Source organism: Streptomyces sp. NPDC003035 (genome assembly GCF_042888285.1).
Taxonomy (GTDB): domain Bacteria; phylum Actinomycetota; class Actinomycetes; order Streptomycetales; family Streptomycetaceae; genus Streptomyces.
In genome coordinates, this window is sequence record NZ_JBIAPJ010000008.1 from 1 (window position 1) to 25,817 (window position 25,817).

Genomic DNA, 25,817 nt, shown 5'->3' on the forward strand with positions numbered 1-25,817 from the left:
TCACCCTCTCGGGCTTTCCTCCGGGCTTTTCCCTTCGGTCTTGCGTTTCCGACTCTATCAGATCTTTCCGATCCGATTTCCTCGGTGCTTTCCGGTCCCTTTGCTTTCGCTCCGGGCCCTTCCGGCGTGTTCACTACTTTAGCCGAATTCCCCGGCGACTCATAATCGAGCCATTCGGTTCGGATTCCCGGCATGCCGAAGATCCGTACCCTTTGGGGTTCGTTGTAGGTAGTGGATGGCCGCTCCGGGGGCGCTTGAGCAAGCACTGCCCGGTTCCTGCGGCTCGGACTACATTAGGCACCCGCAGCACGCGAGTCAAGTCCGGTCAAGAGGTCCTCTTGCGGGGCACATGCGCGCGGTACGGGCTCACCGTCGGGTCGGCGTCGATCCAGAAGCGCCAGGGGTGCGGAGCCCCCTCGCCGCCCACGCCCGTGCGCGGACCGTTGCGTACCTGGTCGGGCGGGGGTGGGGTGCCCGTAAGGAGGGACAGCGGGGCGTCCCCGTCCCCGCATGTGTCGGTGCCGTTCATGGAGAGGGTGACGTCGAGGGCTGTGGCCAGGCGGGCCGGGCCTTTGGCCAGTTCTCTGTCGTACCGGGCCGAGAGTCGACGGGCACGGGCCTGTTCCGCGCCCACCAGGATCTCGCCCGCGCGCAGCAGGACCCCGCTCGCGTGCCCCTCCGGGCCGCACACCAGGTTGAGGCAGTGCCACATGCCGTAGGTGAAGTAGACGTACGCGTGTCCGGGCGGGCCGAACATGACGGCGTTGCGGGCGGTACGGCCGCGGAAGGCGTGGGAGCCGGGGTCGATCGCGCCGGCGTACGCCTCCACCTCCGTGAGGCGGAGTTCGATGCGGCCCTTCTTCGATGTCCGCACAAGGGTGCGGCCGAGCAGGTCGGGCGCGACCTCCAGGACGGGGCGGTCGAAGAAGGCCCGCGGGAGCGGCGTACGGTCGGGGCTCTCGCTCATGGCGTCCGAGCGTAGTGGGAGCCCCTGGAAGTGGGGGAACCGGCTACGGTCGTCGCGCGTATGTAGGGGTCGAGACCAAGCTGGAACAAGAGGGAGTGTTCATGGGGTTCAAGAAGCTGCTCGCGAGCCTGGGTGCCGGCGGCGCGTCCGTGGAGACGGTGCTCACCGAGGAGAACGTCGTCCCGGGCGGCGTCGTCCAGGGTGAGGTGCGGATCCAGGGCGGTTCGGTCGACCAGCAGATCGAGGGGCTGTCCGTAGGACTGCAGGCCCGGGTCGAGGTCGAGGGGGCGGACCAGGAGACGAAGCAGGACATCGAGTTCCTGAAGGTCCGGCTCGGCGGTGCCTTCACGGTGCAGGCCGGTGCGGTGCACGTCGTACCGTTCGGGCTCGAGATTCCGTGGGAGACGCCGGTCACCGTCATCGCGGGCCAGCAGCTGCACGGTATGAACATCGGTGTGACCACCGAGCTGGAGATCGCGCGTGCGGTGGACTCCGGCGACCTGGACCCGATCAAGGTCCACCCGCTGCCGGCGCAGCAGGCGATCCTGGACGCCTTCATCCAGCTGGGCTTCCGCTTCAAGAACGCGGACATGGAGCGTGGGCACATCCGGGGGACCCGGCAGAAGCTGCCGTTCTACCAGGAGATCGAGTTCTTCCCGCCGCAGCAGTACCGCGGTCTGAACCAGGTCGAGATCAGCTTCATCGCGGACGACCGTGAGATGGACGTCGTCCTGGAGATGGACAAGAAGCCGGGTCTGTTCGGCGAGGGCAGCGACTCGTTCCGCGCGTTCAAGGTGGGGCTGAGCGACTTCCACACGACCGACTGGGCGGCTTACCTCAACCAGTGGCTCGCCGACGTCGGTGGCAAGCGCAACTGGCTCTAGGCTCGGGCCTCGTACAGCAAGGCAGCGATACGGAGGTACGGACGTGGCCGAGGGGAAGAGGGCACCGCTCCCTCACGACTTCCATCCGCCGGTGCCGGCGTTCACCGTGGTGAGCGACGACATCGTGCCGGACGGTGTGCTGAAGGACGCGCAGGTGTACGCGGCGGGGAACACCTCGCCCCAGCTGAGCTGGGAGGGTTTCCCCGCGGAGACGAAGAGCTTCGCCGTCACCTGCTTCGACCCTGACGCGCCGACGGGCAGCGGGTTCTGGCACTGGGTGCTGTTCGACATCCCGGCGTCGGTGACGGAACTGCCGGCGGGCGCGGGCTCGGGGTCGTTCGAGGGGCTGCCGGCGGGTGCCGTGCATGTGCGGAACGACTACGGGTCCCGGGACTTCGGCGGTGCCGCTCCCCCGGCCGGGGACGGTCCGCACCGCTATGTGTTCACGGTGTACGCCGTGGACCGGGAGAAGCTGGGTCCGGACGCCGACGCCTCGCCCGCGGCCGTCGGTTTCCACCTGCGCTTCCACGCGCTGGGGCGCGCCCAGCTGATCGGCGAGTACGAGGTTCCCGCGGACAGCTGAGCGTTCGTTTGTTGTTTGCCCGCTTCTGGTCTTGGAGAGATCAGAAGCGGGCATCTTTCGTTGCGCACGATATTGCGTTGTCCAACCCGGCGCGCCCGGCCAGAGTTGATCCCAGCCCGGAGCCCTGCCACGGGGCTGGGCCGGCACACGGGAGGTGGGCACCAATGCGGGACACGCTGGTACTGAACGCGAGCTTCGAGCCGCTGTCGACGGTCACACTCAACCGTGCGGTGGTGCTTGTCCTGCAGGACAAGGCCGTCGTCGAGCAGGAGCATCCCGATCTTCGCATGCGTGCCGCCGCCGTGGACATTCCGGTCCCCCGGGTGATCAGACTCTGCCGCTACGTACGGGTGCCGTTCCGAAGACAGGCCCCGTGGTCGAGGCGGGGTGTGCTGGTCCGGGACCAGCACCGGTGCGCGTACTGCGGGAGGCGCGCGACGACCGTGGACCATGTGGTGCCGCGGGCGCAGGGTGGCGGGGACAGCTGGCTGAACACGGTGGCGTCCTGTGCCGAGGACAATCACCGCAAGGCGGACCGTACGCCGGAGCAGGCGGGGATGCCGCTGCTGCACGAGCCGTTCGTGCCGTCGCCGGCGGACGCGATGCTGCTGGCGATGCGGGCCGGTGAGCGGTCGGAGCTGCCGGAGTGGCTGGCCAACTCGGCGGCGTGATAACGGGTTTGTGTACGGGTGAGGGCCCGCTTCCTGTTCGGGGGGCGGGCCCTCGTCGTTCAGCGGAGCAGCAGTTGCACGATGGCGACGGTGCCGACGGCCACGATGAAGCCGCGCAGGACGGGTGGCGGGAGGCGCCGGCCGACCTTGGCGCCGATCTGGCCGCCGATCGCCGAGCCGACGGCGATGAGCAGGACGGCGGTCCAGTCGAAGTCGGCGACGAAGAGGAAGAAGAGCGCGGCGATGCTGTTGACGATCGCGGCGAGGACGTTCTTGACCGCGTTCAGGCGCTGGAGGGTGTCGGCGAGGAGCATGCCCATGAGGGAGAGGTAGATGATCCCCTGGGCGGCGGTGAAGTAGCCGCCGTAGACGCTGGCGAGGAGCAGTCCGGTCAGCAGGAGCGGTCCGCCGTCCGGGTCTCCGTGGTGGCCGCTGCGTTCGCGGCGGGCCTGTACGGCCTTCGAGAGCCGGGGCTGGAGGATGACCAGGACCAGCGCGAGGGCGACGAGGACGGGGACGATGGTCTCGAACGCCCGGGCCGGGAGCATCAACAGCAGGACGGCTCCGCCGAGTCCGCCGATCGCGGCGACGGTGCCGAGGCGCAGGATGCGGCGGCGCTGGCCCTTGAGTTCCTGGCGGTAGCCGATGGCTCCGCTGATGGAGCCGGGGATGAGGCCGAGGGCGTTGGAGACGGTGGCCGTCACCGGGGGCAGTCCGGTGAGGAGGAGGACGGGGAACGTGATCAGCGTTCCCGATCCGACGATGGTGTTGATGGTGCCGGCTCCGACGCCGGCCGCGAAGACCGCCAGGACTTCCCAGATGGACAACGCCATCTCCTTACAGGATCAGTGGCTCGCCTCCCCGCCCTGACGTCCGTCGGGGTCGAGGGGCTCGCACCGATCATGCACGACTACGTGTACGTGTCAGTCGACCGGGGGCGCTTCGCGGCGCTCGGTCTCGTTGCCCGTACGGCTGCCGGGCACCGCACCGGTGTTGAAGCCGGGGGCGCCGTTGCCGAGGTTGCCGAAGGCGCCGGAGAGGCCCTTGAGGGCGTCGCCGATCTCGCTGGGCACGATCCAGAGCTTGTTGGCGTCGCCCTCGGCGATCTTCGGGAGCATCTGGAGGTACTGGTACGAGAGGAGCTTCTGGTCCGGGTCTCCGGCGTGGATGGCCTCGAAGACCGTACGGACGGCCTGGGCCTCGCCCTCGGCGCGCAGGGCGGCGGCCTTGGCCTCACCCTCGGCGCGGAGGATCGCGGACTGCTTCTCGCCCTCGGCGGTGAGGATCGCGGACTGGCGGATGCCCTCGGCGGTGAGGATCGCGGCGCGCTTGTCGCGGTCGGCGCGCATCTGCTTCTCCATCGAGTCCTGGATGGAGGTCGGCGGCTCGATCGCCTTGAGCTCGACGCGGTTGACGCGGATGCCCCACTTGCCGGTGGCCTCGTCGAGGACGCCGCGCAGGGCCGCGTTGATCTCCTCGCGGGAGGTGAGGGTCCGCTCCAGGTCCATGCCGCCGATGATGTTGCGCAGGGTGGTGACGGTGAGCTGCTCGATCGCCTGGATGTAGCTGGCGACTTCGTAGGTCGCGGCCCGGGCGTCGGTCACCTGGTAGTAGATGACGGTGTCGATGTTGACGACCAGGTTGTCCTGGGTGATCACCGGCTGGGGCGGGAACGGGACGACCTGTTCGCGGAGGTCGATCCGGTTGCGGATGGAGTCGATGAAGGGGACGACGATGTTCAGGCCGGCGTTGAGCGTGCGGGTGTAGCGGCCGAAGCGCTCCACGATGGCGGCGCTCGCCTGCGGAATGACCTGGATCGTCTTGATCAGGGCGATGAAGACAAGCACCACCAGAATGATCAGGACGATGATGACTGCTGACATCGTGTTTCCCCGTGCCCTTCGCTACCGGTTGACTGCCGGGTTGATTTCGATGATCGAGTTTCCCAGACGGCACGCCGTCGTGTGGGGGGTTCGGGGGGTTCGGTCACATGACCACGGCGGTCGCCCCGTCGATCTCGACGACGTCGACCTGGTCGCCCGGTTCGAAGGACTGTCCGGAGTCGAGCGTACGGGCGGACCAGATCTCGCCGGCGAGCTTGATGCGGCCGCCGTTGCCGTCGACCCGTTCCAGGACGACGGCTTGACGGCCCCTCAGGGCGTCGATGCCGCTGGCGTGCTGGGGTGGGCCGTTGCGGTGGCGGGCAGCGATGGGGCGTACCACCGCGAGGAGTGCGACCGAGACGACGGCGAAGACGACCACCTGCGCGACGATGCCGAAGCCGAGACCTGCGGTCACGGCTCCGGCGATCGCACCGACGGAGAACATGCCAAATTCGGGCATCGCGGTCAGAACCAGGGGAATGCCCAGTCCTACCGCGCCAATCAGCCACCAGACCCATGCGTCGATGTCCACATGGTCATGGTAGGGCGGTGGGGTGGGTCGGGGACAGGGCGCGGCTCTGTGCGGAGAAACGACGCCCGGTGTTCCCGGTTTCCGTACGCCTGCGGCTACTTGAGCGGGAGGCCCTGTGCGGTGTAGCGGTCGCCGACGTGCTCGACGAGGAGCGGCAGGCCGAAGCAGAGGGAGAGGTTGCGGGAGGTCAGCTCGGTCTCCATCGGGCCGGCCGCGAGTACCTTGCCCTGGCGGATCATCAGGACGTGGGTGAAGCCGGGGGCGATCTCCTCGACATGGTGGGTGACCATGATCATGGAGGGCGCGTACGGGTCGCGGGCGAGGCGGCCGAGGCGGCGGACGAGGTCCTCGCGGCCGCCGAGGTCGAGTCCGGCGGCGGGCTCGTCGAGGAGGAGGAGTTCGGGGTCGGTCATCATGGCGCGGGCGATCAGGGTGCGCTTGCGCTCGCCCTCGGAGAGGGTGCCGAACCTGCGGTCCAGGTACTCGGTCATGCCGAGGCGGTCGAGGAAGGCGCGGGCGCGCTGCTCGTCGACCTCGTCGTAGTTCTCGTGCCAGGTGGCGGTCATGCCGTACGCGGCGGTGAGGACGGTCTGCAGGACGGTCTGCTTCTTGGGGAGCTTCTCCGCCATGGCGATGCCGGCCATGCCGATGCGGGGGCGGAGGTCGAAGACGTCCGTGCCGACGCCGCCGAGCTGCTCTCCGAGGACCCGGGCGGTGCCGGCGGAGGGGAAGAGGTAGCTGGAGGCGATGTTGAGGAGCGTGGTCTTGCCGGCGCCGTTGGGGCCGAGGATGACCCAGCGCTCACCCTCCTTGACCGACCACGAGACATCGTCCACCAGAGCCCGTCCGTCGCGGACCACGGATACGTCCACCAGCTCCAGTACATCGCTCATGAGCGCGTTGTCTCCCCTTGCGGTCGAGTCGAGTCGTCGCCGTGCGCCTGTGGGCGCGGCGTCCAGGGAAAACCTACGCCACTGCCGGAGCGGGCCGGTCCTTAGGTGTGCCCTTAGTCCGGTGGTTCCCCGCTCGGGTGCGGGGAGTCCCTAGGCTGGGGGCATGCTTTCGGAACCACGCTCAGGACGCCTGGCCGCTTGGGGCAATGCCCTGTCGGCCGGATCGGTATCGCCGGACGACGCGGCGCTGGCCATCGTCGGGGACGACGCGGTGCACCGCGTCGAGGGGCTGCCGGGCGAGGCGGGGCAGGTCGGCCTGACCCTGGCGCTCGGCCGGCTGCGGCGGCTCGGGGTGTCCGGGTGGCGGGTGGCGCTGCCGGCGCCGGGGCATCCGCTGGGGCTGAGCGGGCCGCCGGACTTCAACGCGCGGGCGCTGGAGGCGGAGGAGGCGGTGGTTGGGTTCGGCGCTCCGTACGGTCTGGTGCCGGAGGTCACGGAGGTGGGTCCGCCGGGTGATGTGCACGTGGAGGTGGTCTGGCACTGCCTGACCGTGCGGGAGGCGCCGCCCGCGGACGTGCCGTCGCTCGGGGAGGCGGAGCGGGAGCTGGCGGAGGCGCTGCGCGAGGCGACGGCCGTGCTGACGAGGCTGGACGTCGCGGCGTCGGGTCCGGTGGCGGACGCGGCCCGCGAGGCGTACCGGGCGCGGGCGGAGGTGGGCCGCGAGGTACTGGCCCCGGGCTATCCGCCACGTGCGGTACGGGTGTTGGAGCTGGCCCAGCGGGTGGGTCTGCTGGTCGACCTCGCCTACGACCACGGCCACGGCGGCGCGGTCAGCGCCTCGGAGATGGCGGCGCGAGGGAGTGCGTTGCGGCCGGTGGAGCGGGTGGCCAGGCGGGCGCAGGTGGCGGCGTACAACGCGTACGTGGAGGAGAAGGAACGCGAGCGCTGACGCCCAGCAGCGGCGCCACTCCGACGGACGGAGTCCGGCGCAGCGGACCGAAGCCCGTGAGGCGCCCCGGCGCCGAGCGGTGCGAGCGACGCGTCAGGAAGGAGAGGCCGGCGGCGCGAGGGAGTGCGTTGCGGCCGGTGGAGCGGGTGGCCAGGCGGGCGCAGGTGGCGGCGTACAACGCGTACGTGGAGGAGAAGGAACGCGAGCGCTGACGCCCAGCAGCGGCGCCACTCCGACGGACGGAGTCCGGCGCAGCGGACCGAAGTGACGCCCAGGGGTGTGAGCGGCGCGCGGCGGGAAAGGGAGAAGCCCGGCCCCCGGGGGATCGTCCAGGGGCCGGGCTCGTCTCGTGGGGGCGTCAGTGGTTGACGGCGCCGTTCGCGAAGGCCGGGTTGAGCAGGCCGATCACGTTGACCGTGTTGCCGGAGACGTTCACGGGAACGTGCACCGGAGCCTGCACCAGGTTGCCGGACCCGACGCCCGGCGAACCGACGGCCTTGCCGTGCGCGTCCGCGCCGTGGGCGGAGGCGACACCCGCACCGGCGGCGACGATGCCACCGGCGACCATGGTGAGGGCAGCGGCCTTCTTGAGGTTCTTCACTTTCAGGTTCCTCCTGGTATTCGCCGCGGCCGGCCGCCGCAGCACGCCCTGAAGAACGCCGCCACCCTCGCCGGGTTGCGCCAAACGGGGGACATCCACCCGACAGTATGAAGATGGGAACGGAGGTGCCTCCTCCGCCTCACACGTTTCACGTGGTCAGACCGTGCCGCACCGCCCAGAGCGCCGCCTGTGTCCGGTCCGCCAGGTCGAGCTTCATCAGGATGTTCGAGACGTGCGTCTTGACCGTCTTCTCCGAGAGGACCAGCGCCCGGGCGATCTCCCGGTTGGACCGGCCGTCCGCGATCAGGCCGAGCACCTCGCGTTCGCGTTCGGTGAGCGTCGAGCCGCGGCCGGTGCCGCCCTGGCCCTCCTCCTGGGAGAGCAGCGCCCCGGCCACCTCCGGCTGGAGCAGCACGTGCCCGGCGTGGACGGAGCGGATGGCGCCGGCCAGGGCGTCCGGGTCCACGTCCTTGTAGACGTAACCCGAGGCGCCCGCGCGCAGGGCGGGCACGACCGTGCGCTGCTCGGTGAAGCTCGTGACGATCAGAACCTTCGCCGGGTTGGCCAGCTCGCGCAGCTTCCGCAGCGCCTCGATGCCGTCCATGCCGGGCATCTTGACGTCCATCAGGACGACGTCGGGCCGCAGCTCCTCGGCGCGTGCGATGCCCTCGGCGCCGTCGGCCGCCTCGCCGACGACCTCTATGTCGTCCTGGACCTCCAGGAAGGTCCGCAGGCCACGGCGGACCACCTGGTGGTCGTCGACCAGCAGGACGCGGATGACCTTGTCAGCCACCGGGGACCTCCATCTCGATCGTGGTGCCTCGGCCCGGTGCCGATGTCACGGTGAGTGTGCCGCCGACCCCGCCGGCCCGGTCCCGCATGGAGACGAGGCCGAGGTGCCGGCCCGCCCTGCGGACCGTACGGGGGTCAAACCCCTTGCCGTCGTCGGTGACGGTCAGCAGCGCGCCCTGGCCGCTGCGGACCAGGGAGACGGAGACGTGCTTCGGCTCCGCGTGCCGCAGGGCGTTGTGCAGGGCCTCCTGGGCGACCCGGAGCACGGCCTCCTCCTGGGCGGCGGGCAGCGCGCGCATGGCGGAGCTCTCGAATGTGACCCGGGCGCTGTGGGCCCGGTCCAGGACCTGCACCTGCGTACGGAGGGTGTGGACGAGTCCGTCCTCGTCGAGCGCGGCCGGCCGCAGCTCCACGACGGCGGCGCGCAGCTCGTCCGCGGCCTCGGCGGCGAGGGCGGCGACCTGCTGGAGTTCGCCCTTGGCGCGGGCCGGGTCCCGGTCGACGAGGGCGGCCGCGGCCTGAGCGGTGAGCCGGAGCGAGAAGAGCTTCTGGCTGACGGCGTCGTGCAGCTCGTGGGCGAGGCGCGAGCGCTCCTCGGCGATGGTGAGCTCGCGGCTCCGCTCGTAGAGCCGGGCGTTGGTCAGGGCGATGGCGGCGTGCTGGGCCAGGATCGACAGCAGCTCCTCGTCCTCGGCGGTGAAACCGCAGCCGCCGTCCCGCTTGGGGCACCGCTTGTTGGCGAGGAAGAGGGCGCCGATGGTCTCCTCGCCGTCCTGGATGGGCAGGCCGAGGAAGTCGGACATCTCCGGGTGGGCCGCGGGCCAGCCCTCGAAGCGGGGATCCTTGCGGACGTCCGCGAGCCGCTCGGGCTCCGCCTTGTGGAGCATGGCCGCGAGGATGCCGTGCTGGCGGGGCAGCGGCCCGATGGCCCGCCATTGTTCCTCGCTGACGCCGTCGACGACGAACTGGGCGAAGCCGCCGTGGTCGTCGGGGACTCCCAGGGCCGCGTACTCGGCGTCGAGGAGCTCACGGGCGGAGGCCACGATCGTCTTGAGGACGTCGCGCACCTCCAGGTGGCGGCTCATCGCCAGGAGCGCGGTGCTCACGGCGGCCAGGCCTGAGCTGGGTCGGTGGCTCATGAATTCACCGTACCGGTGCCCCGTGACGGTGCGTATCCGCCTGTGGACGGCCGTCTCCTGGGACCGCGGGACTAGGTCGAAGTGCCTTGTGCGGTCGGGGCCCGCGGACGAGGCGGCGGTACGGGCCGCGGCCGGAGGGTGGATCCATCGTCAGGAGAAGGGGATGGGTGTCATGCCGGTTGCGATCATCACGGGGGCGTCGAAGGGCCTTGGCCGGGCGCTGGCGGGCGCGCTGGCCGGGCGGGGATGGGATCTGGTGCTCGACGCCCGGACGGCGAAGGTGCTCGAGGAGAGTGCGGAGGCGGCACGCGCGCGTGGCGCACGGGTGGTGGCGCTGCCCGGGGACGTGACGGACGCGGCGCACCGTCGGGAGCTGGTGGCGGCCGCGGGGGAGCTCGGTGGGCTCGATCTGCTGGTGAGCAACGCGAGCGCGCTGGGCGCCGAGCCGCTGGTGCGGCTGGCCACGCTGCCGCTGGACGGTCTGCGGACGGCGCTCGAGACGAACGTGGTGGCTGCCCTGGGTCTCGTACAGGAAGGACTGCCGCTGCTCAGGGAGAGCGGGGCGGGGGCGGTCGTGGCGGTGAGTTCGGACGCGGCGGTCGGGGCGTACGAGACGTGGGGCGGTTACGGGGCGTCGAAGGCGGCGCTCGACCAGCTGGCGGCGGTTCTGGCGGTGGAGGAGCCGGGGCTGCGGGTGTGGGCGGTGGATCCGGGTGACATGGCGACGGATCTGTACGCGGCGGCCGTCCCGGAGGACGACGATCCGCGGCCGGAGCCGGTGTCGGTGGTGCCGGGGTTCCTCGCGCTGCTCGACCGTAGGCCGGTGAGCGGCCGGTACGCGGCCGCGGAGCTGATGGAGGCGGTCCGATGAGTGCGGCGACCTCCCGGCGGCCTGGGGCCGGGGTCAGGGGCGAGGTCGGGGTCGAGGTCGAGGTCGGGGTCGAGCGGTGCCGGGACGGCGTCGGCAGGAGGGGTCCGGTGGGGGTGTCGGTGGACGTAGGGGTGCCCGAGGAGCTGTCGGCGAGGGTGCCGGCCGAACAGCGCGGGCCGGGTCGCGGGCGGGACGACGTGCGGCTGATGGTGTCGCGCGGGACGGAGGTGTCGCACCACGCGTTCCGGGAGCTGCCGGGGCAGCTGCGGGCCGGGGACGTGCTCGTCGTGAACACGAGTACGACGCTCGCCGCTGCGGTGACCGGGCGGCTGGGTCCGGAGGCCGGCGGGGAGGCGGTCGTCGTGCACTTCTCGACGCGTGGGGACGACGGCCGGTGGGCGGTGGAGCTGCGGGAGCCGGACGGGGCCGGGAGCACCCGGCCGCGGCCCGGCGGCCCGGAGGGAGCGGTGGTCCGGCTGCCGGGCCGGGCGCGTCTGGTGCTGGAGGAGCCCCTCTCCGCGCCCCGGGGGCCCGGGGCGGCCCGGCTGTGGTGGGCGCGGGTGGACACGTCCGTACCGGCGCTGCTCGCGCGGTACGGGCGGCCGATCCGATACGGGTACACGGAGCGGGACCAGCCGCTGGCCGCGTATCAGACGGTGTTCGCGCTGTCCTCCCCCGACGGCTCGGGGTCGGCGGAGATGCCGAGCGCGGGCCGGCCCTTCACGGCGGGGCTCGTGGCGGAGCTGGTGAGGCGGGGTGTGCAGTTCGCTCCGCTCACCCTTCATACGGGGGTGGCGTCGACGGAGGCCCACGAGCCTCCGTATCCGGAGCGCTTCGAGGTCCCGGCGTCGACGGCATGGCTGGTGAACGCGGTGAAGGCGGGCGGGGGCAGGGTGATCGCCGTGGGGACGACGGCCGTCCGGGCCCTCGAGTCGGCGGCCGTGCCGCGCCGGCCGGAGGCGGACGCGGCAGGGGCTGGCGCGGGGGCGGGGGCAGCGGACGCGGCGGGGGTGGTCCGGGCGGCCTCGGGGTGGACCGATCTGGTCGTCACCCCGGCCCGTGGGGTGCGGGTCGTCGACGGGCTGCTGACCGGGCTGCACGAGCCGGAGGCCTCGCATCTGCTGATGCTGGAGGCGGTCGCCGGGGGGCCTGCCCTGCACCGTGCCTATACGGAAGCGGTACGCGAGCTCTACCTCTGGCACGAGTTCGGGGACGTCCACCTCATCCTGCCGGATGAGGCCCCTCACCGTACGCATTGCTGACGCAACTCGCGGTGAGTCTGTTACGTGCCCGATGTGAGCCCGCGCATAGGACCCACGTCACTTACGAATCTCCCTAGTGGAGGGATAAAAGGCAGATGAGGACGGTGTGAGCGGGTCACGGGCGGGTGTCCGTGCCTCGTGCACGGGCCCCTGATCCACTACCTGGGGTCGTACGTCACACCTTTGCCACAGCATTTTGCTGCCGCTAAGAATTGCAGCCGTCGCCGCCGAAAGGGCGCAGCGCCGCCCGGCCTGAGCGACCCCCTGCTATTCGAAGAGGTAGTCCTGCATGTCTGCGAACACTTCTGGTCACAGTCGTCTGAACAAGACCCACAAGGCTTCCATCGCCGGTGTCGCCCTTATCGGCGCCGCGGCCCTCGGCTTCACCCTCGTGCCGGCCAACGCCGCCACCCAGACCGAGCCGCAGGCGCTGGCGAACACGCAGCAGGTGGCCTGGGGCTACAACGCGGACAGCGCGCAGGCCAAGGCCCTGCACGCCAGTCTCACCGACCAGCACACGAGTATCGGCCTGAAGGCCAAGCAGGAGGCCGAGGCCAAGGCCAAGGCCGCCGCCCAGGCCGCCGCGAAGGCGAAGGCCGACGCGAAGGCCAAGGCTGACGCCAAGGCGAAGGCCGAGGCCAAGGCCAAGGCCGACGCGAAGAAGCGTGCCGACGCGAAGGCGGCCGCGAGCCGCGCCGCCGCCCGCAAGCCGGTCTACGCGAACAACCTCGACGGCTGGATCCGCGAGTCGCTGGACATCATGAAGAAGCACAACATCCCGGGCACCTACGAGGGCATCCACCGCAACATCATGCGGGAGTCCAGCGGTAACCCCCGGGCCATCAACAACTGGGACATCAACGCGATCAACGGCGTCCCGTCGAAGGGTCTGCTCCAGGTCATCTACCCGACCTTCAAGACCTACCACGTGCCGGGCACCAAGTTCGACCAGTACGACCCGGTCGCCAACATCGTCGCGGCCTGCAACTACGCCGCCGACCGCTACGGCTCCATGGACAACGTCAACAGCGCCTACTGACGGACGCTGAGCAGCAGACACGCCGAAAGGGCGGCACCCGTGCTGGGGTGCCGCCCTTCGGCGCGTCCGGACCGCGATCACTTCCGGACCGCGATCACTTCCGCATGACCTCGGGCTCGTGGCGGCGCAGCAGGCGCGCCACCGCGACGCCGCAGGCGACGCCGATGAGCAGCAGGACCGTGAGGTTGAAGCCCCACTGGCCGACGGTGTGGTCCCACAGCGGGTCCAGGTTGGTCGGGTCCTTGTGGTCCCACGGCGGCATCAGGTGCGCGAGGTCGAGCGTCGAGCCCGCGGCGGCGATGGCCCAGCGGGAAGGCATCAGCCAGGCGAACTGCTCCAGGCCGGGCGATCCGTACACCTGGAAGAGGATGCCGGTGAAGACGACCTGGACGATCGCGAACATCACGAGCAGCGGCATCGTCTTCTCGGCGGTCTTCACCAGCGAGGAGATGACCAGGCCGAACATCATCGAGGTGAAGCCCAGCGCGATGATCGTGACGCAGAGCTCGACGGCCGGCGGCATGACCAGACCCTCGGCGGGCAGCTCGCGGGTGGCGAAGCCGATGCCGCAGATGATGACGCCCTGGATGGCGGTGATCACGCCGAGGACGATGACCTTGGACATCAGGTACGCCGAGCGGGACAGGCCGGTGGCCCGCTCCCGTTCGTAGATGACCCGTTCCTTGATCAGTTCTCGTACGGAGTTGGCGGCGCCCGAGAAGCACATGCCGACCGCGAGGATCAGCATGATCGTGCCGGCGTCGCCGTTGAAGCGGGACGGCGGCTTGGGCGCGGCGAGGCCGAAGTCGGCCGGGATGACGACCGAGACCAGGCCGAGGACGGCCGGCAGGATCACCATCAGGCCCATGAAGCCCTTGTCGGAGGCGATGACCGAGGAGTAGCGGCGGATCAGGGTCCACAGCTGGGAGCCCCAGCCCTGCGGCTTGGGCTGCCTGGCCATCGCCTGCTGCGGCATGTGGACCGGCTGCGCGGCGACGGCGTCGATGTCCGCGGCGTACATCTGGTAGTGCTGCGAGCCCTTCCAGCGGCCCGCCCAGTCGTAGTCGCGGTAGTTCTCGAAGGCGGAGAAGACATCGGCCCAGGTGCTGTAGCCGAAGAAGTTCAGCGCCTCCTCCGGCGGACCGAAGTAGGCCACCGAGCCGCCGGGCGCCATGACGAGGAGCTTGTCGCACAGGCCCAGCTCCGCCACCGAGTGGGTGACGACGAGGACCGTGCGGCCGTCGTCGGCGAGGCCGCGCAGCAGCTGCATGACGTCGCGGTCCATGCCCGGGTCGAGGCCGGAGGTCGGCTCGTCCAGGAAGATCAGCGACGGCTTGGTGAGGAGCTCCAGGGCGACGGAGACGCGCTTGCGCTGGCCACCGGAGAGGGAGGTGACCTTCTTCTCCTTGTGGATGTCCAGCTTGAGCTCGCGCAGCACCTCGTCGATACGGGCCTCGCGCTCGGCCGGGGCGGTGTCGCCGGGGAAGCGGAGCTTGGCCGCGTAGCGGAGCGCCTTCTGGACGGTCAGCTCCTTGTGCAGGATGTCGTCCTGCGGGACCAGTCCGATGCGCTGGCGCAGCTCGGCGAACTGCTTGTAGAGGCTCCGGTTGTCGTAGAGGACATCGCCCTCGTTGGCCGGGCGGTAGCCGGTCAGCGCCTTGAGCAGGGTCGACTTGCCGGAGCCGGACGGGCCGATGACGCCGATCAGCGACTTCTCGGGGACGCCGAAGGAGACGTCCTTCAGGATCTGCTTGCCGCCGTCCACGGTGACCGTGAGGTGGCGGGCCGAGAAGGAGACCTCACCGGTGTCGACGAACTCCTCGAGCTGGCCGCCGACCATCCGGAAGGTCGAGTGACCGACACCGACGATGTCGTTGGGGCCGATGAGGACGGAGCCGCCCTTGGCGATCGGCTGACCGTTGACGTACGTGCCGTTGTGCGAGCCGAGGTCACGGATCTCGAAGCGGCCGTCGGGCGTGGCGTGGAACTCGGCGTGGTGGCGCGAGACCTGGAGGTCGGAGACGACCAGCTCGTTCTCGAGCGCACGACCGATGCGCATGACGTGACCGAGGGCCAGCTGGTGGAACGTGGTCGGGCTGCGGTCGCCGTAGACCGGCGGTGCCCCCGCGACGCCGCCACCCTGGCCGGGCGCCTTCTGCGCCAACTGCTCGGCAGGGCCGCCCTGCTGGTGCGGGAACTGCGGTTGACCGTGTCCCTGGGCCTGCGCCGGCTGCTGCTGCCAGGCCTGGTGCTGGGGCGCCTGGTGCGGCGGCGGGGCCTGGTGGGTGGCCCAGTCGGCCTGCGCGGCGGCTTGCTGGGCGTTCGGGGCGGCGTGGGCTGCCTGCGCCGCGTGCGGCGCCTGGGCCGCTGCCTGCTGCTGGGCCGGGGCGCCGGCGGCGAGATTCAGCCGCGGGCCGTCGGTCGCGTTGCCGAGGTGGACGGCCGAGCCCGGGCCGATCTCCACCTGCTGGATCCGCTGCCCCTGCAGGAAGGTGCCGTTGGTCGAGCCGTGGTCCTCGATGACCCAACTCCGGCCGCCCCAGCTGATGGTGGCGTGTCGCCACGAGACCCTGGCGTCGTCGATCACGAGGTCGCCCTGCGGATCACGTCCCAGGGTGTACGACCTGGACGGATCGAGAGTCCAGGTCCTTCCGTTCAATTCCAGTACGAGTTCTGGCACTCCATGCCCCACTACTTGTCCCCCGATGTACCCCCGTCACAGGGAGTCCAGGGATGGCGAACATCCGGGGGGAACTATTTCAGGCCCTGCCCGTACGGGGAAAGTCGGGCGGTGTGAAGACCCCGCAGAGGCACGCTTCGGCCACCCTCGGAGTGCCCCCGCGCGGGCCGTTGACGCGAGGAGGAAACGACCGGGGCGGGGTAAGCACCCACGAGTGCGTACGATCATGAGTGAATCGGACAACTCTCCACGAACCGTGGGGTTCTGGTGGGCGCGGAAGGCGATGGCCGTCGGCCGGTACCGATCGATGTGATTCTGGCCTCGATCGCCGGGCGAGCCGGGCGCCGGGCGGGTACGTCCGCGGGGGGCTACCGTGGCAGGAGGGCGACCAGCCAGGTGTCCGGTACGCGGGACGGGGGGACTGGTGGCACCCAGTGCCCGATACGGTGGAACCACCATGAGCGCATCGCAGACCTCAGACGTTCCCACCCTTCTCGTCAAGATCTTCGGGAAGGACCGTCCCGGGATCACCGCCGGGCTCTTCGACACCCTCGCCGCCTACTCCGTCGACGTCGTGGACATCGAGCAGGTCGTGTCCCGCGGCCGCCTCGTCCTGTGCGCGCTCGTCACCGAGCCGACCGTCGCCTCCCAGGGCGAGCTGCGGGCGACCGTCCACAGCTGGGCCGAGTCGCTGAAGCTCCAGGCGGAGATCATCTCCGGCACCGGCGACAACCGTCCCCGCGGCAGTGGCCGCTCGCACGTCACCGTGCTCGGTCACCCGCTGACCGCCGAGCAGACCGCCGCCATAACGGCCAGGATCGCCGAGCAGGGCGGCAACATCGACCGCATCTTCCGCCTCGCGAAGTACCCCGTGACGGCGGTCGAGTTCGCCGTCTCGGGCTGTGAGACCGAGCCGCTGCGGACCGCCCTGGCCACCCAGGCGCACGACATCGGTGTGGACGTGGCCGTCGTCTCGGCGGGGCTGCACCGCCGCGCGCAGCGGCTGGTCGTCATGGACGTCGACTCGACGCTGATCCAGGACGAGGTGATCGAGCTCTTCGCGGCGCACGCGGGCTGCGAGGACAAGGTCGCCGAGGTCACGGCGGCGGCGATGCGCGGCGAGCTGGACTTCGAGCAGTCCCTCCACGCGCGCGTGGAGCTGCTGGCCGGGCTCGACGCCTCGGTGGTGGACAAGGTACGTGCCGAGGTACGGCTCACCCCGGGGGCCCGCACCCTCATCCGTACGCTCAAGCGGCTCGGCTACCAGGTCGGTGTGGTCTCCGGCGGGTTCACGCAGGTCACGGACGATCTCAAGGAGAGGCTGGGGCTCGACTTCGCCTCCGCCAACACCCTGGAGATCGTGGACGGCAAGCTGACCGGCCGGGTCACCGGTGAGATCGTCGACCGGGCGGGCAAGGCGCGGCTGCTGCGCCGGTTCGCGGCGGAGGCCGGGGTGCCGCTCTCCCAGACCGTGGCGATCGGCGACGGCGCCAACGACCTGGACATGCTGAACGCGGCCGGTCTCGGTGTGGCCTTCAACGCCAAGCCGGTGGTGCGCAAGGCCGCCCACACCGCCGTCAACGTCCCCTTCCTCGACACCGTCCTCTACCTGCTGGGGATCACCCGCGAGGAGGTCGAGGCGGCGGACGGCGACGAGGAGCTGCTGCACTGAGCGCAGCGCGCCGTAACCCCGCTCGTACGGCGAAGGGCCCGGTCGCCGCACGGTGACCGGGCCCTTCGTCGTACCGGAACGGATCAGCTGTGCGGGGCCCAGTAGTCGAGCAGCTTGCCCACACCGTGCTCGACGGACTTCCAGGAGCCGTCGAAGCCGACGACGGCGAACGCGGCGGTCGGGAAGCCGGCTCGGTTCATCCGGGTCAGCGCGTCGCCGTCGGCCGAACCCGAAAGGGCGTCGGCGAGGGCGTGCATCCCGGGGTTGTGGCCGATGACGAGAAGGTTCTCGACGTCGTCGGAGACCTCGTTCAGCAGGGCGATCAGTTCGCCGAGAGTGGCCTCGTACAGCCGCTCCTCGTAGACGGTCCTGGGCCGGTGCGGCAGCTCCGCCACGGCCAGCTTCCAGGTCTCGCGGGTTCTGACGGCGGACGAGCAGAGGGCCAGGTCGAAGGAGATTCCGGTGTCGGCGAGACGGCGGCCGGCCACGGGGGCGTCGGTGCGCCCTCGCTCGGCGAGCGGTCGCTCGTGGTCGGACACCTGGGGCCAGTCGGCCTTGGCATGCCGGAGCAGCACAATCCTGCGGGGTGTATCGACGCTCATGGGCTCCAGCTTCGCATGAAACGGGCCACCGGGCGCAGGGTGTTGGGTCAGTGGGGCGGGGCCGTGGGTCAGTGGGGCAGCGTCTGCTGGATCTGCTCCAGGAGATGCCCGACCGACGCCTGGCCTCCGGCCGCGTGGGCCCCGCCGGGCCCCGCTATGAGCAGGAGGAGGGCGACGAACGCGGCCACCGGCAGGGCGAGCGCCCACCAGGGAAGCCGCGTGTCGACGCCACCGGCGGACGGAGACGGGGACGGGGACAGGGGCCGGGTGTGCGTACGGGCCGCCATGGCCGCCTCCGTGGGTCGGGACTTCCGCGGCGGTGCCTGCCGCGATGTCTCCACGCTACGAAAGAGCGGTCCGCCGGGCCCATCCGGTGATCCACCCACTTCCCCCTGAGACTCGCCCCCTAGGGGACGGGGGGTTGACCCCACCGCGAGGGCGGTGCGAGGCGGATCAGGGTCGGGTCAGGGTGAGGCGATCGTGGCGATGACGGCGATGACGACCGAGATCCCGAGCATCGCGCCGAGCACGAGCAGGAGCTTCTTCTGGCCGTTCTGGGGGTTCGGGTCGAGCACTGGCATGCGGACAGTCTCGCATCTCAGCATTCGTCCTCGACCGTCCGGTCCCTTCCGGCGAGCGTACCGACGATCATCTGCGGGACCATGAGCCCGGCCATCAGGGCGATGGGCAGGCCCCAGCCGCCGCTGTGCTGATAGAGGACGCCCACCAGGAGCGGGCCCGGGATGGAGATGAGGTAGCCGACGCTCTGCGCGAAGGCGGAGAGCCGGACGACGCCGGCGCTGCTGCGCGAGCGCATCCCGATCATGGTGAGGGCGAGCGGGAAGGAGCAGTTGGACACGCCGAGGAGCAGGGCCCAGGCCCAGGCGCCGGAGGCCGGCGCGAGGTACAGGCCGGTGTACCCGGCCAGGCCGCACAGGGCCAGGGCGACGGCGATCGGCCCCTGGTTCGTCAGCCGGGTCGCGAGGCGCGGGATGACGAAGGCGAGCGGTACGCCCATCACCATGGTGACGGCGAGCAGCACACCGGCCGTACCGGCGGGGACGCCGGCGTCGCGGAAGATCTGTGGCATCCAGCCCATCGTGATGTACGCGCCCGTGGCCTGGAGGCCGAAGAAGACGCCGAGGGCCCAGGCGGTACGGCTGCGGGTGATCCGGAGCGGGGCGGCGGAGGGGGCCGTCGCCTGGGCCGGGACGTCGGCGGCGCCGGTGGCCGGACCCGTACCGCGGTCGCGCAGCAGCGGGATCCAGGGCACGACGGCGAGGGCGGCGAGGATCGCCCAGACGCCGAGGCCGGTGCGCCAGCTGCCGCCGAGGGCGTCGGTCATGGGCACGGTCGCGGCGGCCGCCAGGGAGGTGCCGAGGGCGAGCGCCATGGAGTACAGGCCGGTCACGGAGCCGACGCGGTCGGGGAAGTACCGCTTGACGATGACGGGCATGAGGACGTTGCTGACGGCGATGCCCATGAGGGCGAGGGCGCTGGCGGCGAGGAAGCCCGCGGTGCCCGAGGCGAAGGGGCGGACGGCGAGGCCCGCGAAGATCGCGGCCATGCCGGCGCAGACGACGGCGGCGGGGCCGAAGCGGCGGGCGAGACGGGGCGCCGTGATGCCGAAGACCGCGAAGCAGAGCGGCGGCACGGAGGTCAGGACGCCGGCGACGCTGCCGCTCATGTGAAGCCCGTCGCGGACCTCCTCGAGGAGGGCGCCGAGGCTGGTGATGGCGGGGCGGAGGTTGAGCGCGGCGAGAACGAGTCCGACGAGGACGATCCGGATGATCCAGGGGGCGGACCGGGCCGGTGCGGAGGAGTCCCCCACGGCGGCGGCCGGCTGGGCCGTACGGGCCGGGGATGCGGCGGTCTCGAGGGTCTGCGGCTCGTCATGCATGAGGGCCATCATAGAATCATGGGATGATTGATTGTCCAATCCGGAACGAAATGGAAGGTGCACCATGGCGCTCGGCTCTCCCCGGCGTTCCGGGCTCTCCGATCAGGTGATCACCGAGCTGCGGAACCAGATCACCTCCGGCGAGTGGCCGGTCGGGTCGCGGATCCCGACCGAACCGGAACTGGTCGAGCAGTTGGGCGTGGCCCGCAACACCGTGCGCGAGGCGGTCCGCGCGCTCGCGCACAACGGGCTGCTCGACATCCGGCAGGGCTCGGGCACCTACGTCGTCGCGACCAGCGAGCTCGCCGGCGTCATGCACCGGCGGTTCGCCGGGTCCGACCCGCGACACATCGCCGAGGTGCGCTCGACGCTGGAATCCTCGGCCGCGCGGCTCGCGGCGCGGCGGCGCACGGAGCGCGACCTGAAGCAGCTCGACGCGCTGCTGGCCGGGCGCGAGGAGGCGTGGCGGTCCGGTGACGCCGAGCGGTTCGTGACGGCGGACGCCGTGTTCCACCACGCGGTGGTGGTCGCCTCGCACAACGACGTGCTGACCGAGCTCTACGCCGACCTCGGGGACGTCCTGCGGCAGTGGCTGCGCGACGACGTGGGCCAGGAGCTGCGGCCCGAGCACCACATGGACCACGCGCGCCTGGTGGAGGCGATCCGGGCCGGCGACGCGGACACGGCGGCGGCCGAGGCGGCCGGGTATCCCTTCATGTGCCTCAGGAACCTGGGGCCGGCGGAGCCGGCTCCGCCGGCTCGTGCGTGAGCCAGGCGGAACGGACTTCCTTCCAGCAGCGGCCGCCGATCTGGGCGTAGACCGTCGGACCCACCTCTACGGGGGCGCTGTCGGTGTCCACGTCCCACCACCGGTCGCACTCGACGTGCAGCCGGACGCGGTCGGTGCGGGGATAGGGGTTGTGGCAGTACGCGGTGACCCGGGAGCCCTCGACGACCGTGCGGCAGGAGGCCCCGAAGTCCTCGGGCTCCTGGGCCACGGCGGGCGGCGGGTCCTCGGCGGGAGGGGGAGCCGCGCGCACCTCGGCGGCGACGGCGAGCCCGGCGAGGAGTGCGGCGGCCGAGGCCAGTGCGGCGGCCCTGCGGTGCGGCGCGCGCATGTCCCTACCTCCTCCCCGTCAGTAGCTGGAATGTCACGCTCCGATCCAGTGTGAGGTGGTTCGCCCGACTTTTCGACTCGGGGAGCGGGCGCGGGTACGACGAAGGCCGGGTGGCCCCTCCGCGGAGGGGCCACCCGGCCTTCGTACAAGCGCTCAGGCGCCGACCGGTTACGCGCCGATCGCGTGCAGGCCGCCGTCGACGTGGACGATCTCGCCCGTCGTCTTCGGGAACCAGTCGGAGAGCAGCGCGACGATGGCGCGGCCCGCCGGCTCCGGGTCGGACAGGTCCCACTCCAGCGGGGAACGGCTGTCCCAGACGCTCGCCAGCTCGCCGAAGCCCGGGATGGACTTCGCGGCCATCGAGCCCAGCGGGCCGGCCGAGACCAGGTTGCAGCGGATGTTCTGCTTGCCCAGGTCACGGGCCATGTAGCGGCTGGTGGCCTCCAGGGCGGCCTTGGTCGGGCCCATCCAGTCGTACTGCGGCCAGGCGAACTGCGCGTCGAAGGTGAGGCCGACGACCGAACCGCCCTCGCTCATCAGCGGCAGGACCGCCATCGTCAGGGACTTCAGGGAGAAGGCCGAGACGTGCATGGCGGTGGCCACGGACTCGAACGGCGTGTTCAGGAAGTTGCCGCCGAGCGCGTCCTGCGGCGCGAAGCCGATGGAGTGCACGACGCCGTCCAGGCGGTCGCCGAGGTGCTCGCGGACCTGTCCCTCCAGACGGGCGAGGTGCTCGTCGTTGGAGACGTCGAGCTCCAGGACCTTCACCTTGTCGGGCTGGGGCAGCTTCTTGGCGATGCGCTCGGTCAGCGTCGGCCGGGGCCAGGCGGTGAGGATGATCTCCGCGCCCTGCTCCTGGGCCAGCTTGGCGGCGTGGAAGGCGATGGAGGACTCCATCAGCACACCGGTGATCAGGATGCGCTTGCCCTCGAGAATTCCGCTCATGGTGATCAGTGACCCATGCCCAATCCGCCGTCAACCGGGATGACGGCTCCAGTGATGTACGAGGCGTCGTCGGAGGCGAGGAACCTCACCGTGGCGGCGATCTCCTCGGGCTGCGCGTAGCGGCCGAGCGGCACCTGGGACACGATGCCCTTGCGCTGCTCCTCGGTGAGCACCTTGGTCATGTCGGTGTCGACAAACCCGGGCGCGACGACATTGAACGTGATGTTGCGCGAGCCGAGCTCACGGGCGAGGGACCGGGCGAAGCCGACCAGGCCGGCCTTGGACGCGGCGTAGTTCGCCTGCCCGGCCGAGCCGAGGAGTCCGACGACCGAGGAGATCAGGACCACGCGGCCCTTCTTGGCCCGCAGCATCCCGCGGTTGGCGCGCTTGACGACCCGGAAGGTGCCGGTGAGGTTGGTGTCGAGTACGGAGGTGAAGTCCTCCTCCGACATCCGCATGAGCAGCTGGTCCTTGGTGACGCCGGCGTTGGCCACCAGCACCTCCACCGGACCGTGCTTCTCCTCGATCTCCTTGTACGCCTGCTCCACCTGCTCGGCGTCGGTGATGTCGCACCTGACGGCGAGGCAGCCGAGATCGGTCAGGGCGGCCGGCGGCTCACCGGAGCGGTACGTGATCGCGACCTTGTCGCCGGCTTCGGCGAACGCGCGGGCGATGGCGAGGCCGATGCCCCGGTTGCCTCCGGTGACGAGAACCGAGCGGCTCAACGGATCACCCTTTCGATAGCGGTCTGGATACCGAAAACCTATCGGTCCGGCCCCTTCCGCGAGGAATCGACCCCTGACAGTGGCGTACGGATGTCACTGTCGGGTCCCTACATAAAGCTCTGGGCGTGGCGGCCCAAAGCGCGACATGATCGGGGGCGACCGGTCTCACACGACAGGAGACGACTGTGCCCTCTGGGTCTCATTCACTCGACGAAGCCTTCACGGCGCTGCCGCTGCGGGCGCTCGCCGATGCCGCGCTCGCACGCGCGCGTGCGCTCGGCTCCGACCATGCCGACTTCCGTCTGGAGCGGGTGCGCAGCGCCTCCTGGCGGCTGCGCGACGCCAAGCCCTCGGGCTCCTCGGACACCACGGACCTCGGGTACGCGGTGCGGGTGGTGCACGGCGGGGCCTGGGGGTTCGCCTCCGGGGTCGATCTGACCATGGACGGGGCCGCGCGCGTCGCCTCGCAGGCGGTCGCCATGGCCAAGCTCTCCGCGAAGGTGATCGCGGCGGCGGGGTCGGACGAGAGGGTGGAACTGGCCGACGAGCCGGTGCACGCGGAGAGGACCTGGATCTCCTCGTACGAGATCAACCCCTTCGACGTCCCCGGCGCCGAGAAGAGCGCGCTGCTCGCCGAGTGGAGCGAGCGGCTGCTGCGGGCGGAGGGCGTGGCGCATGTGGACGCCTCGCTGATGACCGTCCAGGAGAACAAGTTCTACGCGGACACCGCCGGCACCGTCACCACCCAGCAGCGGGTCCGGCTGCACCCGCAGCTCACCGCGGTCGCCGTGGACGAGACGACCGGCGAGTTCGACTCGATGCGGACGATCGCGCCGCCGGTCGGGCGCGGCTGGGAGTATCTGACCGGCACCGGCTGGGACTGGGACGCGGAGCTGGAGCAGATCCCCGGGCTGCTCGCCGAGAAGATGCGGGCGCCGAGCGTGGAGGCGGGGACGTACGACCTGGTCGTCGACCCGTCGAACCTCTGGCTGACGATCCACGAGTCGATCGGCCACGCCACCGAGCTGGACCGGGCGCTGGGGTACGAGGCGGCGTACGCCGGGACCTCCTTCGCCACCTTCGACCAGCTGGGGAAGCTGGCGTACGGCTCGTCGATCATGAACGTGACCGGTGACCGCACCGCCGAACACGGGCTCGCGACCGTCGGGTACGACGACGAGGGCGTCGAGGCGCAGTCGTGGGACCTGGTGAAGGACGGCACGCTCGTCGGCTACCAGCTGGACCGGCGGATCGCGAAGCTCACGGGCCTGGGCCGGTCGAACGGCTGCGCCTTCGCCGACTCGCCGGGGCATGTTCCGGTGCAGCGGATGGCGAACGTCTCGCTCCAGCCGGACCCGGGCGGGCTCTCCACGGAGGATCTGATCGGGGGTGTCGAGCGGGGCATCTACGTGGTCGGCGACCGGTCCTGGTCGATCGACATGCAGCGCTACAACTTCCAGTTCACCGGGCAGCGGTTCTTCCGCATCGAGAACGGCAAGCTGGCCGGGCAGCTGCGGGACGTCGCGTACCAGGCGACGACGACGGACTTCTGGGGCTCGATGGAGAAGGTCGGCGGCCCGCAGACGTACGTCCTGGGTGGCGCGTTCAACTGCGGCAAGGCCCAGCCGGGCCAGGTAGCGGCGGTCTCCCACGGCTGCCCCTCCGCCCTCTTCAGGGGCGTCAACATTCTGAACACCACGCAGGAGGCCGGTCGATGAGCCGCGTCAGCAAGCCGTACGAGATCGTCGAGCGGGCCCTGGAGCTGTCCCGCGCGGACGGGTGTGTCGTGATCGCGGACGAGGAGTCCTCCGCCAATCTGCGCTGGGCGGGCAACGCGCTGACCACCAACGGCGTCACCCGCGGCCGTACGCTCACGGTCGTCGCCACCGTGGACGGCGCACAGGGCACCGCGTCCGGTGTCGTCTCGCGCTCGGCGGTGACCGCCGACGACCTGGAGCCGCTGGTGCGGGCCGCGGAGGCCGCCGCCCGGGCCGCGGGGCCGGCGGAGGACGCGCAGCCGCTGGTCGAGGGCGTCGACGCCTCCCCCGACTTCATGGACGCGCCCGCCGAGACCAGCTCGGCGGTCTTCGCGGACTTCGCGCCGGCGCTGGGCGAGTCCTTCGCCCGGGCCCGGGCCGGCGGCCGCGAGCTGTACGGCTTCGCCAGCCACGAGCTGACCTCGACCTACCTCGGTACGTCGACGGGGCTGCGGCTGCGGCACGACCAGCCGAACGGCACCCTGGAGCTCAACGCCAAGTCGCCCGACCGCTCGCGCTCCGCCTGGGCCGGGCGCTCCACCCGCGACTTCAAGGACGTCGACCCGGCGGCGCTCGACGCCGACCTGGCGCGGCGGCTGGGCTGGGCGGAGCGCCGGATCGAGCTGCCGGCCGGCCGGTACGAGACGCTGCTGCCGCCGACCGCCGTGGCCGACCTGCTGATCTACCAGCTGTGGTCCTCGGCGGCCCGGGACGCGGTGGAGGGCCGCACCGTCTTCTCGAAGCCCGGCGGCGGGACCCGGCTCGGTGAGACGCTGTCCCCGCTGCCGCTGACCCTGCGCAGCGACCCGAACGAGCCGGGTCTGGAGTCCGCGCCGTTCGTGATCGCGCACTCCTCGGGCGACGACTCCTCCGTCTTCGACAACGGTCTGCCGCTGGCGGCGACGGACTGGGTGCGGGAGGGGAAGCTGGAGCACCTGATCACGACCCGGCACACCGCGGCGCTTACTCGCTTGCCCGTGGCGCCCGGGGCCGGGAACCTGGTCCTGGACGGCGGCGGCGAGCGTTCGCTGGAGGAGATGGTGGCCTCCACGGAGCGCGGCCTGCTGCTGACCTGCCTCTGGTACATCCGCGAGGTCGACCCGGCGACGCTGCTGCTGACCGGGCTGACCCGGGACGGCGTCTACCTCGTCGAGAACGGCGAGGTGGTCGGCGAGGTGAACAACTTCCGGTTCAACGAGTCGCCGGTGGACCTGCTGTCGCGCGCCTCGGAGGCGGGACGGACCGAGAAGACGCTGCCGCGCGAATGGAGCGACTGGTTCACCAGGGCCGCGATGCCGGCGCTGCGGGTGCCGGACTTCAACATGAGCTCGGTCAGCAAGGGTGTATGACCC

27 protein-coding genes are annotated in these 25,817 nt (G+C 71.0%); 11 read left to right on the forward strand and 16 right to left on the reverse strand.

Annotated elements, in window-relative coordinates:
* Positions 1 to 325: 325 nt before the first annotated feature.
* Positions 326 to 967, reverse strand: coding sequence for a DNA-3-methyladenine glycosylase (locus ACFYV5_RS24695; RefSeq protein WP_355111573.1), 642 nt, complete (start codon positions 965 to 967; stop codon positions 326 to 328).
* A gap of 101 nt (positions 968 to 1,068) precedes the next feature.
* Here ACFYV5_RS24695 and ACFYV5_RS24700 point away from each other — a divergent pair, with 101 nt between their 5' ends.
* From ACFYV5_RS24700 to ACFYV5_RS24710, 3 genes are all read left to right on the forward strand, one after another.
* Positions 1,069 to 1,851, forward strand: coding sequence for a sporulation protein (locus ACFYV5_RS24700; RefSeq protein ID WP_355111571.1), 783 nt, complete (start codon positions 1,069 to 1,071; stop codon positions 1,849 to 1,851).
* 43 nt (positions 1,852 to 1,894) lie between these two features.
* On the forward strand, positions 1,895 to 2,434 hold the full coding sequence (locus ACFYV5_RS24705) for a YbhB/YbcL family Raf kinase inhibitor-like protein (protein ID WP_389172007.1): 540 nt from the start codon (positions 1,895 to 1,897) through the stop codon (positions 2,432 to 2,434).
* A 164-nt stretch (positions 2,435 to 2,598) separates the two neighbouring features.
* Positions 2,599 to 3,105 carry an HNH endonuclease gene (locus ACFYV5_RS24710; protein ID WP_355111568.1) on the forward strand — a complete coding sequence of 169 codons (507 nt, stop codon included), beginning with the start codon at positions 2,599 to 2,601 and terminating at the stop codon, positions 3,103 to 3,105.
* A 59-nt stretch (positions 3,106 to 3,164) separates the two neighbouring features.
* Here the strand turns inward: ACFYV5_RS24710 and ACFYV5_RS24715 are convergent, their stop codons facing one another.
* From ACFYV5_RS24715 to ACFYV5_RS24730, 4 genes are all read right to left on the reverse strand, one after another.
* Positions 3,165 to 3,938, reverse strand: a complete 774-nt coding sequence (locus ACFYV5_RS24715; RefSeq protein ID WP_355111566.1) for a sulfite exporter TauE/SafE family protein — start codon at positions 3,936 to 3,938, stop codon at positions 3,165 to 3,167.
* 90 nt (positions 3,939 to 4,028) lie between these two features.
* Entirely contained in the window at positions 4,029 to 4,988 is a 960-nt protein-coding gene (locus ACFYV5_RS24720; protein WP_355111564.1) for an SPFH domain-containing protein, read from the reverse strand.
* 103 nt (positions 4,989 to 5,091) lie between these two features.
* On the reverse strand, positions 5,092 to 5,520 hold the full coding sequence (locus tag ACFYV5_RS24725; protein WP_355111563.1) for an NfeD family protein: 429 nt from the start codon (positions 5,518 to 5,520) through the stop codon (positions 5,092 to 5,094).
* A 95-nt stretch (positions 5,521 to 5,615) separates the two neighbouring features.
* The gene (locus ACFYV5_RS24730) at positions 5,616 to 6,413 is read right to left on the reverse strand and encodes an ABC transporter ATP-binding protein (RefSeq protein WP_355111561.1); all 798 of its coding nucleotides are present in this window, start codon (positions 6,411 to 6,413) and stop codon (positions 5,616 to 5,618) included.
* 163 nt (positions 6,414 to 6,576) lie between these two features.
* On the opposite strand from ACFYV5_RS24730, the gene ACFYV5_RS24735 reads away from it, so the two are divergent.
* A complete protein-coding gene (locus tag ACFYV5_RS24735) occupies positions 6,577 to 7,362 on the forward strand; it encodes a hypothetical protein (protein WP_355111560.1) in 786 nt (261 codons plus the stop codon).
* A 358-nt stretch (positions 7,363 to 7,720) separates the two neighbouring features.
* On the opposite strand, the gene ACFYV5_RS24740 is transcribed toward ACFYV5_RS24735, so the two are convergent.
* The 3 genes from ACFYV5_RS24740 to ACFYV5_RS24750 all read right to left on the reverse strand — a co-directional run bounded on the left by ACFYV5_RS24740 (position 7,721) and on the right by ACFYV5_RS24750 (position 9,894).
* A complete protein-coding gene (locus tag ACFYV5_RS24740; RefSeq protein WP_355111558.1) occupies positions 7,721 to 7,963 on the reverse strand; it encodes a chaplin in 243 nt (80 codons plus the stop codon).
* A 148-nt stretch (positions 7,964 to 8,111) separates the two neighbouring features.
* Positions 8,112 to 8,756 carry a response regulator transcription factor gene (locus tag ACFYV5_RS24745; RefSeq protein WP_355111557.1) on the reverse strand — a complete coding sequence of 215 codons (645 nt, stop codon included), beginning with the start codon at positions 8,754 to 8,756 and terminating at the stop codon, positions 8,112 to 8,114.
* Positions 8,749 to 9,894, reverse strand: a complete 1,146-nt coding sequence (locus ACFYV5_RS24750; protein WP_389172015.1) for a GAF domain-containing protein — start codon at positions 9,892 to 9,894, stop codon at positions 8,749 to 8,751. Before ACFYV5_RS24750 ends, ACFYV5_RS24745 begins: the two co-directional genes overlap by 8 nt.
* A 172-nt stretch (positions 9,895 to 10,066) precedes the next feature.
* On the opposite strand from ACFYV5_RS24750, the gene ACFYV5_RS24755 reads away from it, so the two are divergent.
* The 3 genes from ACFYV5_RS24755 (at position 10,067) to ACFYV5_RS24765 (ending at position 13,066) form a co-directional block, all read left to right on the forward strand.
* Positions 10,067 to 10,765 (forward strand): SDR family NAD(P)-dependent oxidoreductase, encoded by a 699-nt coding sequence (locus tag ACFYV5_RS24755; protein WP_389172018.1) that lies wholly within the window; start codon positions 10,067 to 10,069, stop codon positions 10,763 to 10,765.
* Positions 10,762 to 12,027 carry an S-adenosylmethionine:tRNA ribosyltransferase-isomerase gene (locus ACFYV5_RS24760; protein WP_389172021.1) on the forward strand — a complete coding sequence of 422 codons (1,266 nt, stop codon included), beginning with the start codon at positions 10,762 to 10,764 and terminating at the stop codon, positions 12,025 to 12,027. The genes ACFYV5_RS24755 and ACFYV5_RS24760 overlap by 4 nt, the downstream gene beginning before the upstream one ends.
* Positions 12,028 to 12,316: 289 nt before the next feature.
* The gene (locus tag ACFYV5_RS24765) at positions 12,317 to 13,066 is read left to right on the forward strand and encodes a transglycosylase SLT domain-containing protein (RefSeq protein WP_389172024.1); all 750 of its coding nucleotides are present in this window, start codon (positions 12,317 to 12,319) and stop codon (positions 13,064 to 13,066) included.
* A 94-nt stretch (positions 13,067 to 13,160) separates the two neighbouring features.
* Here ACFYV5_RS24765 and ACFYV5_RS24770 read toward each other — a convergent pair whose 3' ends face one another.
* A complete protein-coding gene (locus ACFYV5_RS24770; RefSeq protein ID WP_389172028.1) occupies positions 13,161 to 15,758 on the reverse strand; it encodes an FHA domain-containing protein in 2,598 nt (865 codons plus the stop codon).
* A gap of 445 nt (positions 15,759 to 16,203) precedes the next feature.
* On the opposite strand from ACFYV5_RS24770, the gene serB reads away from it, so the two are divergent.
* Entirely contained in the window at positions 16,204 to 17,418 is a 1,215-nt protein-coding gene (gene serB / locus ACFYV5_RS24775; RefSeq protein WP_355111549.1) for a phosphoserine phosphatase SerB, read from the forward strand.
* Positions 17,419 to 17,501: 83 nt separating this feature from the next.
* On the opposite strand, the gene ACFYV5_RS24780 is transcribed toward serB, so the two are convergent.
* The 4 genes from ACFYV5_RS24780 to ACFYV5_RS24795 all read right to left on the reverse strand — a co-directional run bounded on the left by ACFYV5_RS24780 (position 17,502) and on the right by ACFYV5_RS24795 (position 19,920).
* On the reverse strand, positions 17,502 to 18,020 hold the full coding sequence (locus ACFYV5_RS24780; RefSeq protein WP_355111548.1) for a histidine phosphatase family protein: 519 nt from the start codon (positions 18,018 to 18,020) through the stop codon (positions 17,502 to 17,504).
* A gap of 68 nt (positions 18,021 to 18,088) precedes the next feature.
* Positions 18,089 to 18,307 (reverse strand): hypothetical protein, encoded by a 219-nt coding sequence (locus ACFYV5_RS24785; protein WP_355111546.1) that lies wholly within the window; start codon positions 18,305 to 18,307, stop codon positions 18,089 to 18,091.
* 177 nt (positions 18,308 to 18,484) lie between these two features.
* Entirely contained in the window at positions 18,485 to 18,601 is a 117-nt protein-coding gene (locus ACFYV5_RS24790) for an SGM_5486 family transporter-associated protein (RefSeq protein WP_261992078.1), read from the reverse strand.
* 17 nt (positions 18,602 to 18,618) lie between these two features.
* Positions 18,619 to 19,920: a CynX/NimT family MFS transporter gene (locus ACFYV5_RS24795; RefSeq protein ID WP_389172033.1), complete on the reverse strand. Its 1,302-nt coding sequence runs from the start codon at positions 19,918 to 19,920 to the stop codon at positions 18,619 to 18,621.
* Positions 19,921 to 19,984: 64 nt separating this feature from the next.
* Here ACFYV5_RS24795 and ACFYV5_RS24800 point away from each other — a divergent pair, with 64 nt between their 5' ends.
* Positions 19,985 to 20,689 (forward strand): FadR/GntR family transcriptional regulator, encoded by a 705-nt coding sequence (locus ACFYV5_RS24800; protein ID WP_355111543.1) that lies wholly within the window; start codon positions 19,985 to 19,987, stop codon positions 20,687 to 20,689.
* Here ACFYV5_RS24800 and ACFYV5_RS24805 read toward each other — a convergent pair.
* The 3 genes from ACFYV5_RS24805 to fabG form a co-directional block, all read right to left on the reverse strand.
* Complete coding sequence (locus ACFYV5_RS24805; protein WP_389172036.1) at positions 20,643 to 21,038, reverse strand: hypothetical protein; 396 nt, start codon at positions 21,036 to 21,038, stop codon at positions 20,643 to 20,645. The genes ACFYV5_RS24800 and ACFYV5_RS24805 overlap by 47 nt on opposite strands.
* 168 nt (positions 21,039 to 21,206) lie before the next feature.
* Positions 21,207 to 21,983, reverse strand: coding sequence for an enoyl-ACP reductase FabI (gene fabI / locus ACFYV5_RS24810; protein ID WP_389172039.1), 777 nt, complete (start codon positions 21,981 to 21,983; stop codon positions 21,207 to 21,209).
* Between the two features lie 5 nt (positions 21,984 to 21,988).
* A complete protein-coding gene (gene fabG, locus ACFYV5_RS24815; RefSeq protein ID WP_355111538.1) occupies positions 21,989 to 22,708 on the reverse strand; it encodes a 3-oxoacyl-[acyl-carrier-protein] reductase in 720 nt (239 codons plus the stop codon).
* Positions 22,709 to 22,893: 185 nt separating this feature from the next.
* Here fabG and ACFYV5_RS24820 point away from each other — a divergent pair, with 185 nt between their 5' ends.
* Positions 22,894 to 24,426, forward strand: a complete 1,533-nt coding sequence (locus tag ACFYV5_RS24820) for a TldD/PmbA family protein (RefSeq protein WP_355111536.1) — start codon at positions 22,894 to 22,896, stop codon at positions 24,424 to 24,426.
* Positions 24,423 to 25,814, forward strand: a complete 1,392-nt coding sequence (locus ACFYV5_RS24825; RefSeq protein ID WP_389172042.1) for a metallopeptidase TldD-related protein — start codon at positions 24,423 to 24,425, stop codon at positions 25,812 to 25,814. The genes ACFYV5_RS24820 and ACFYV5_RS24825 overlap by 4 nt, the downstream gene beginning before the upstream one ends.
* Positions 25,815 to 25,817 lie beyond the last annotated feature (3 nt).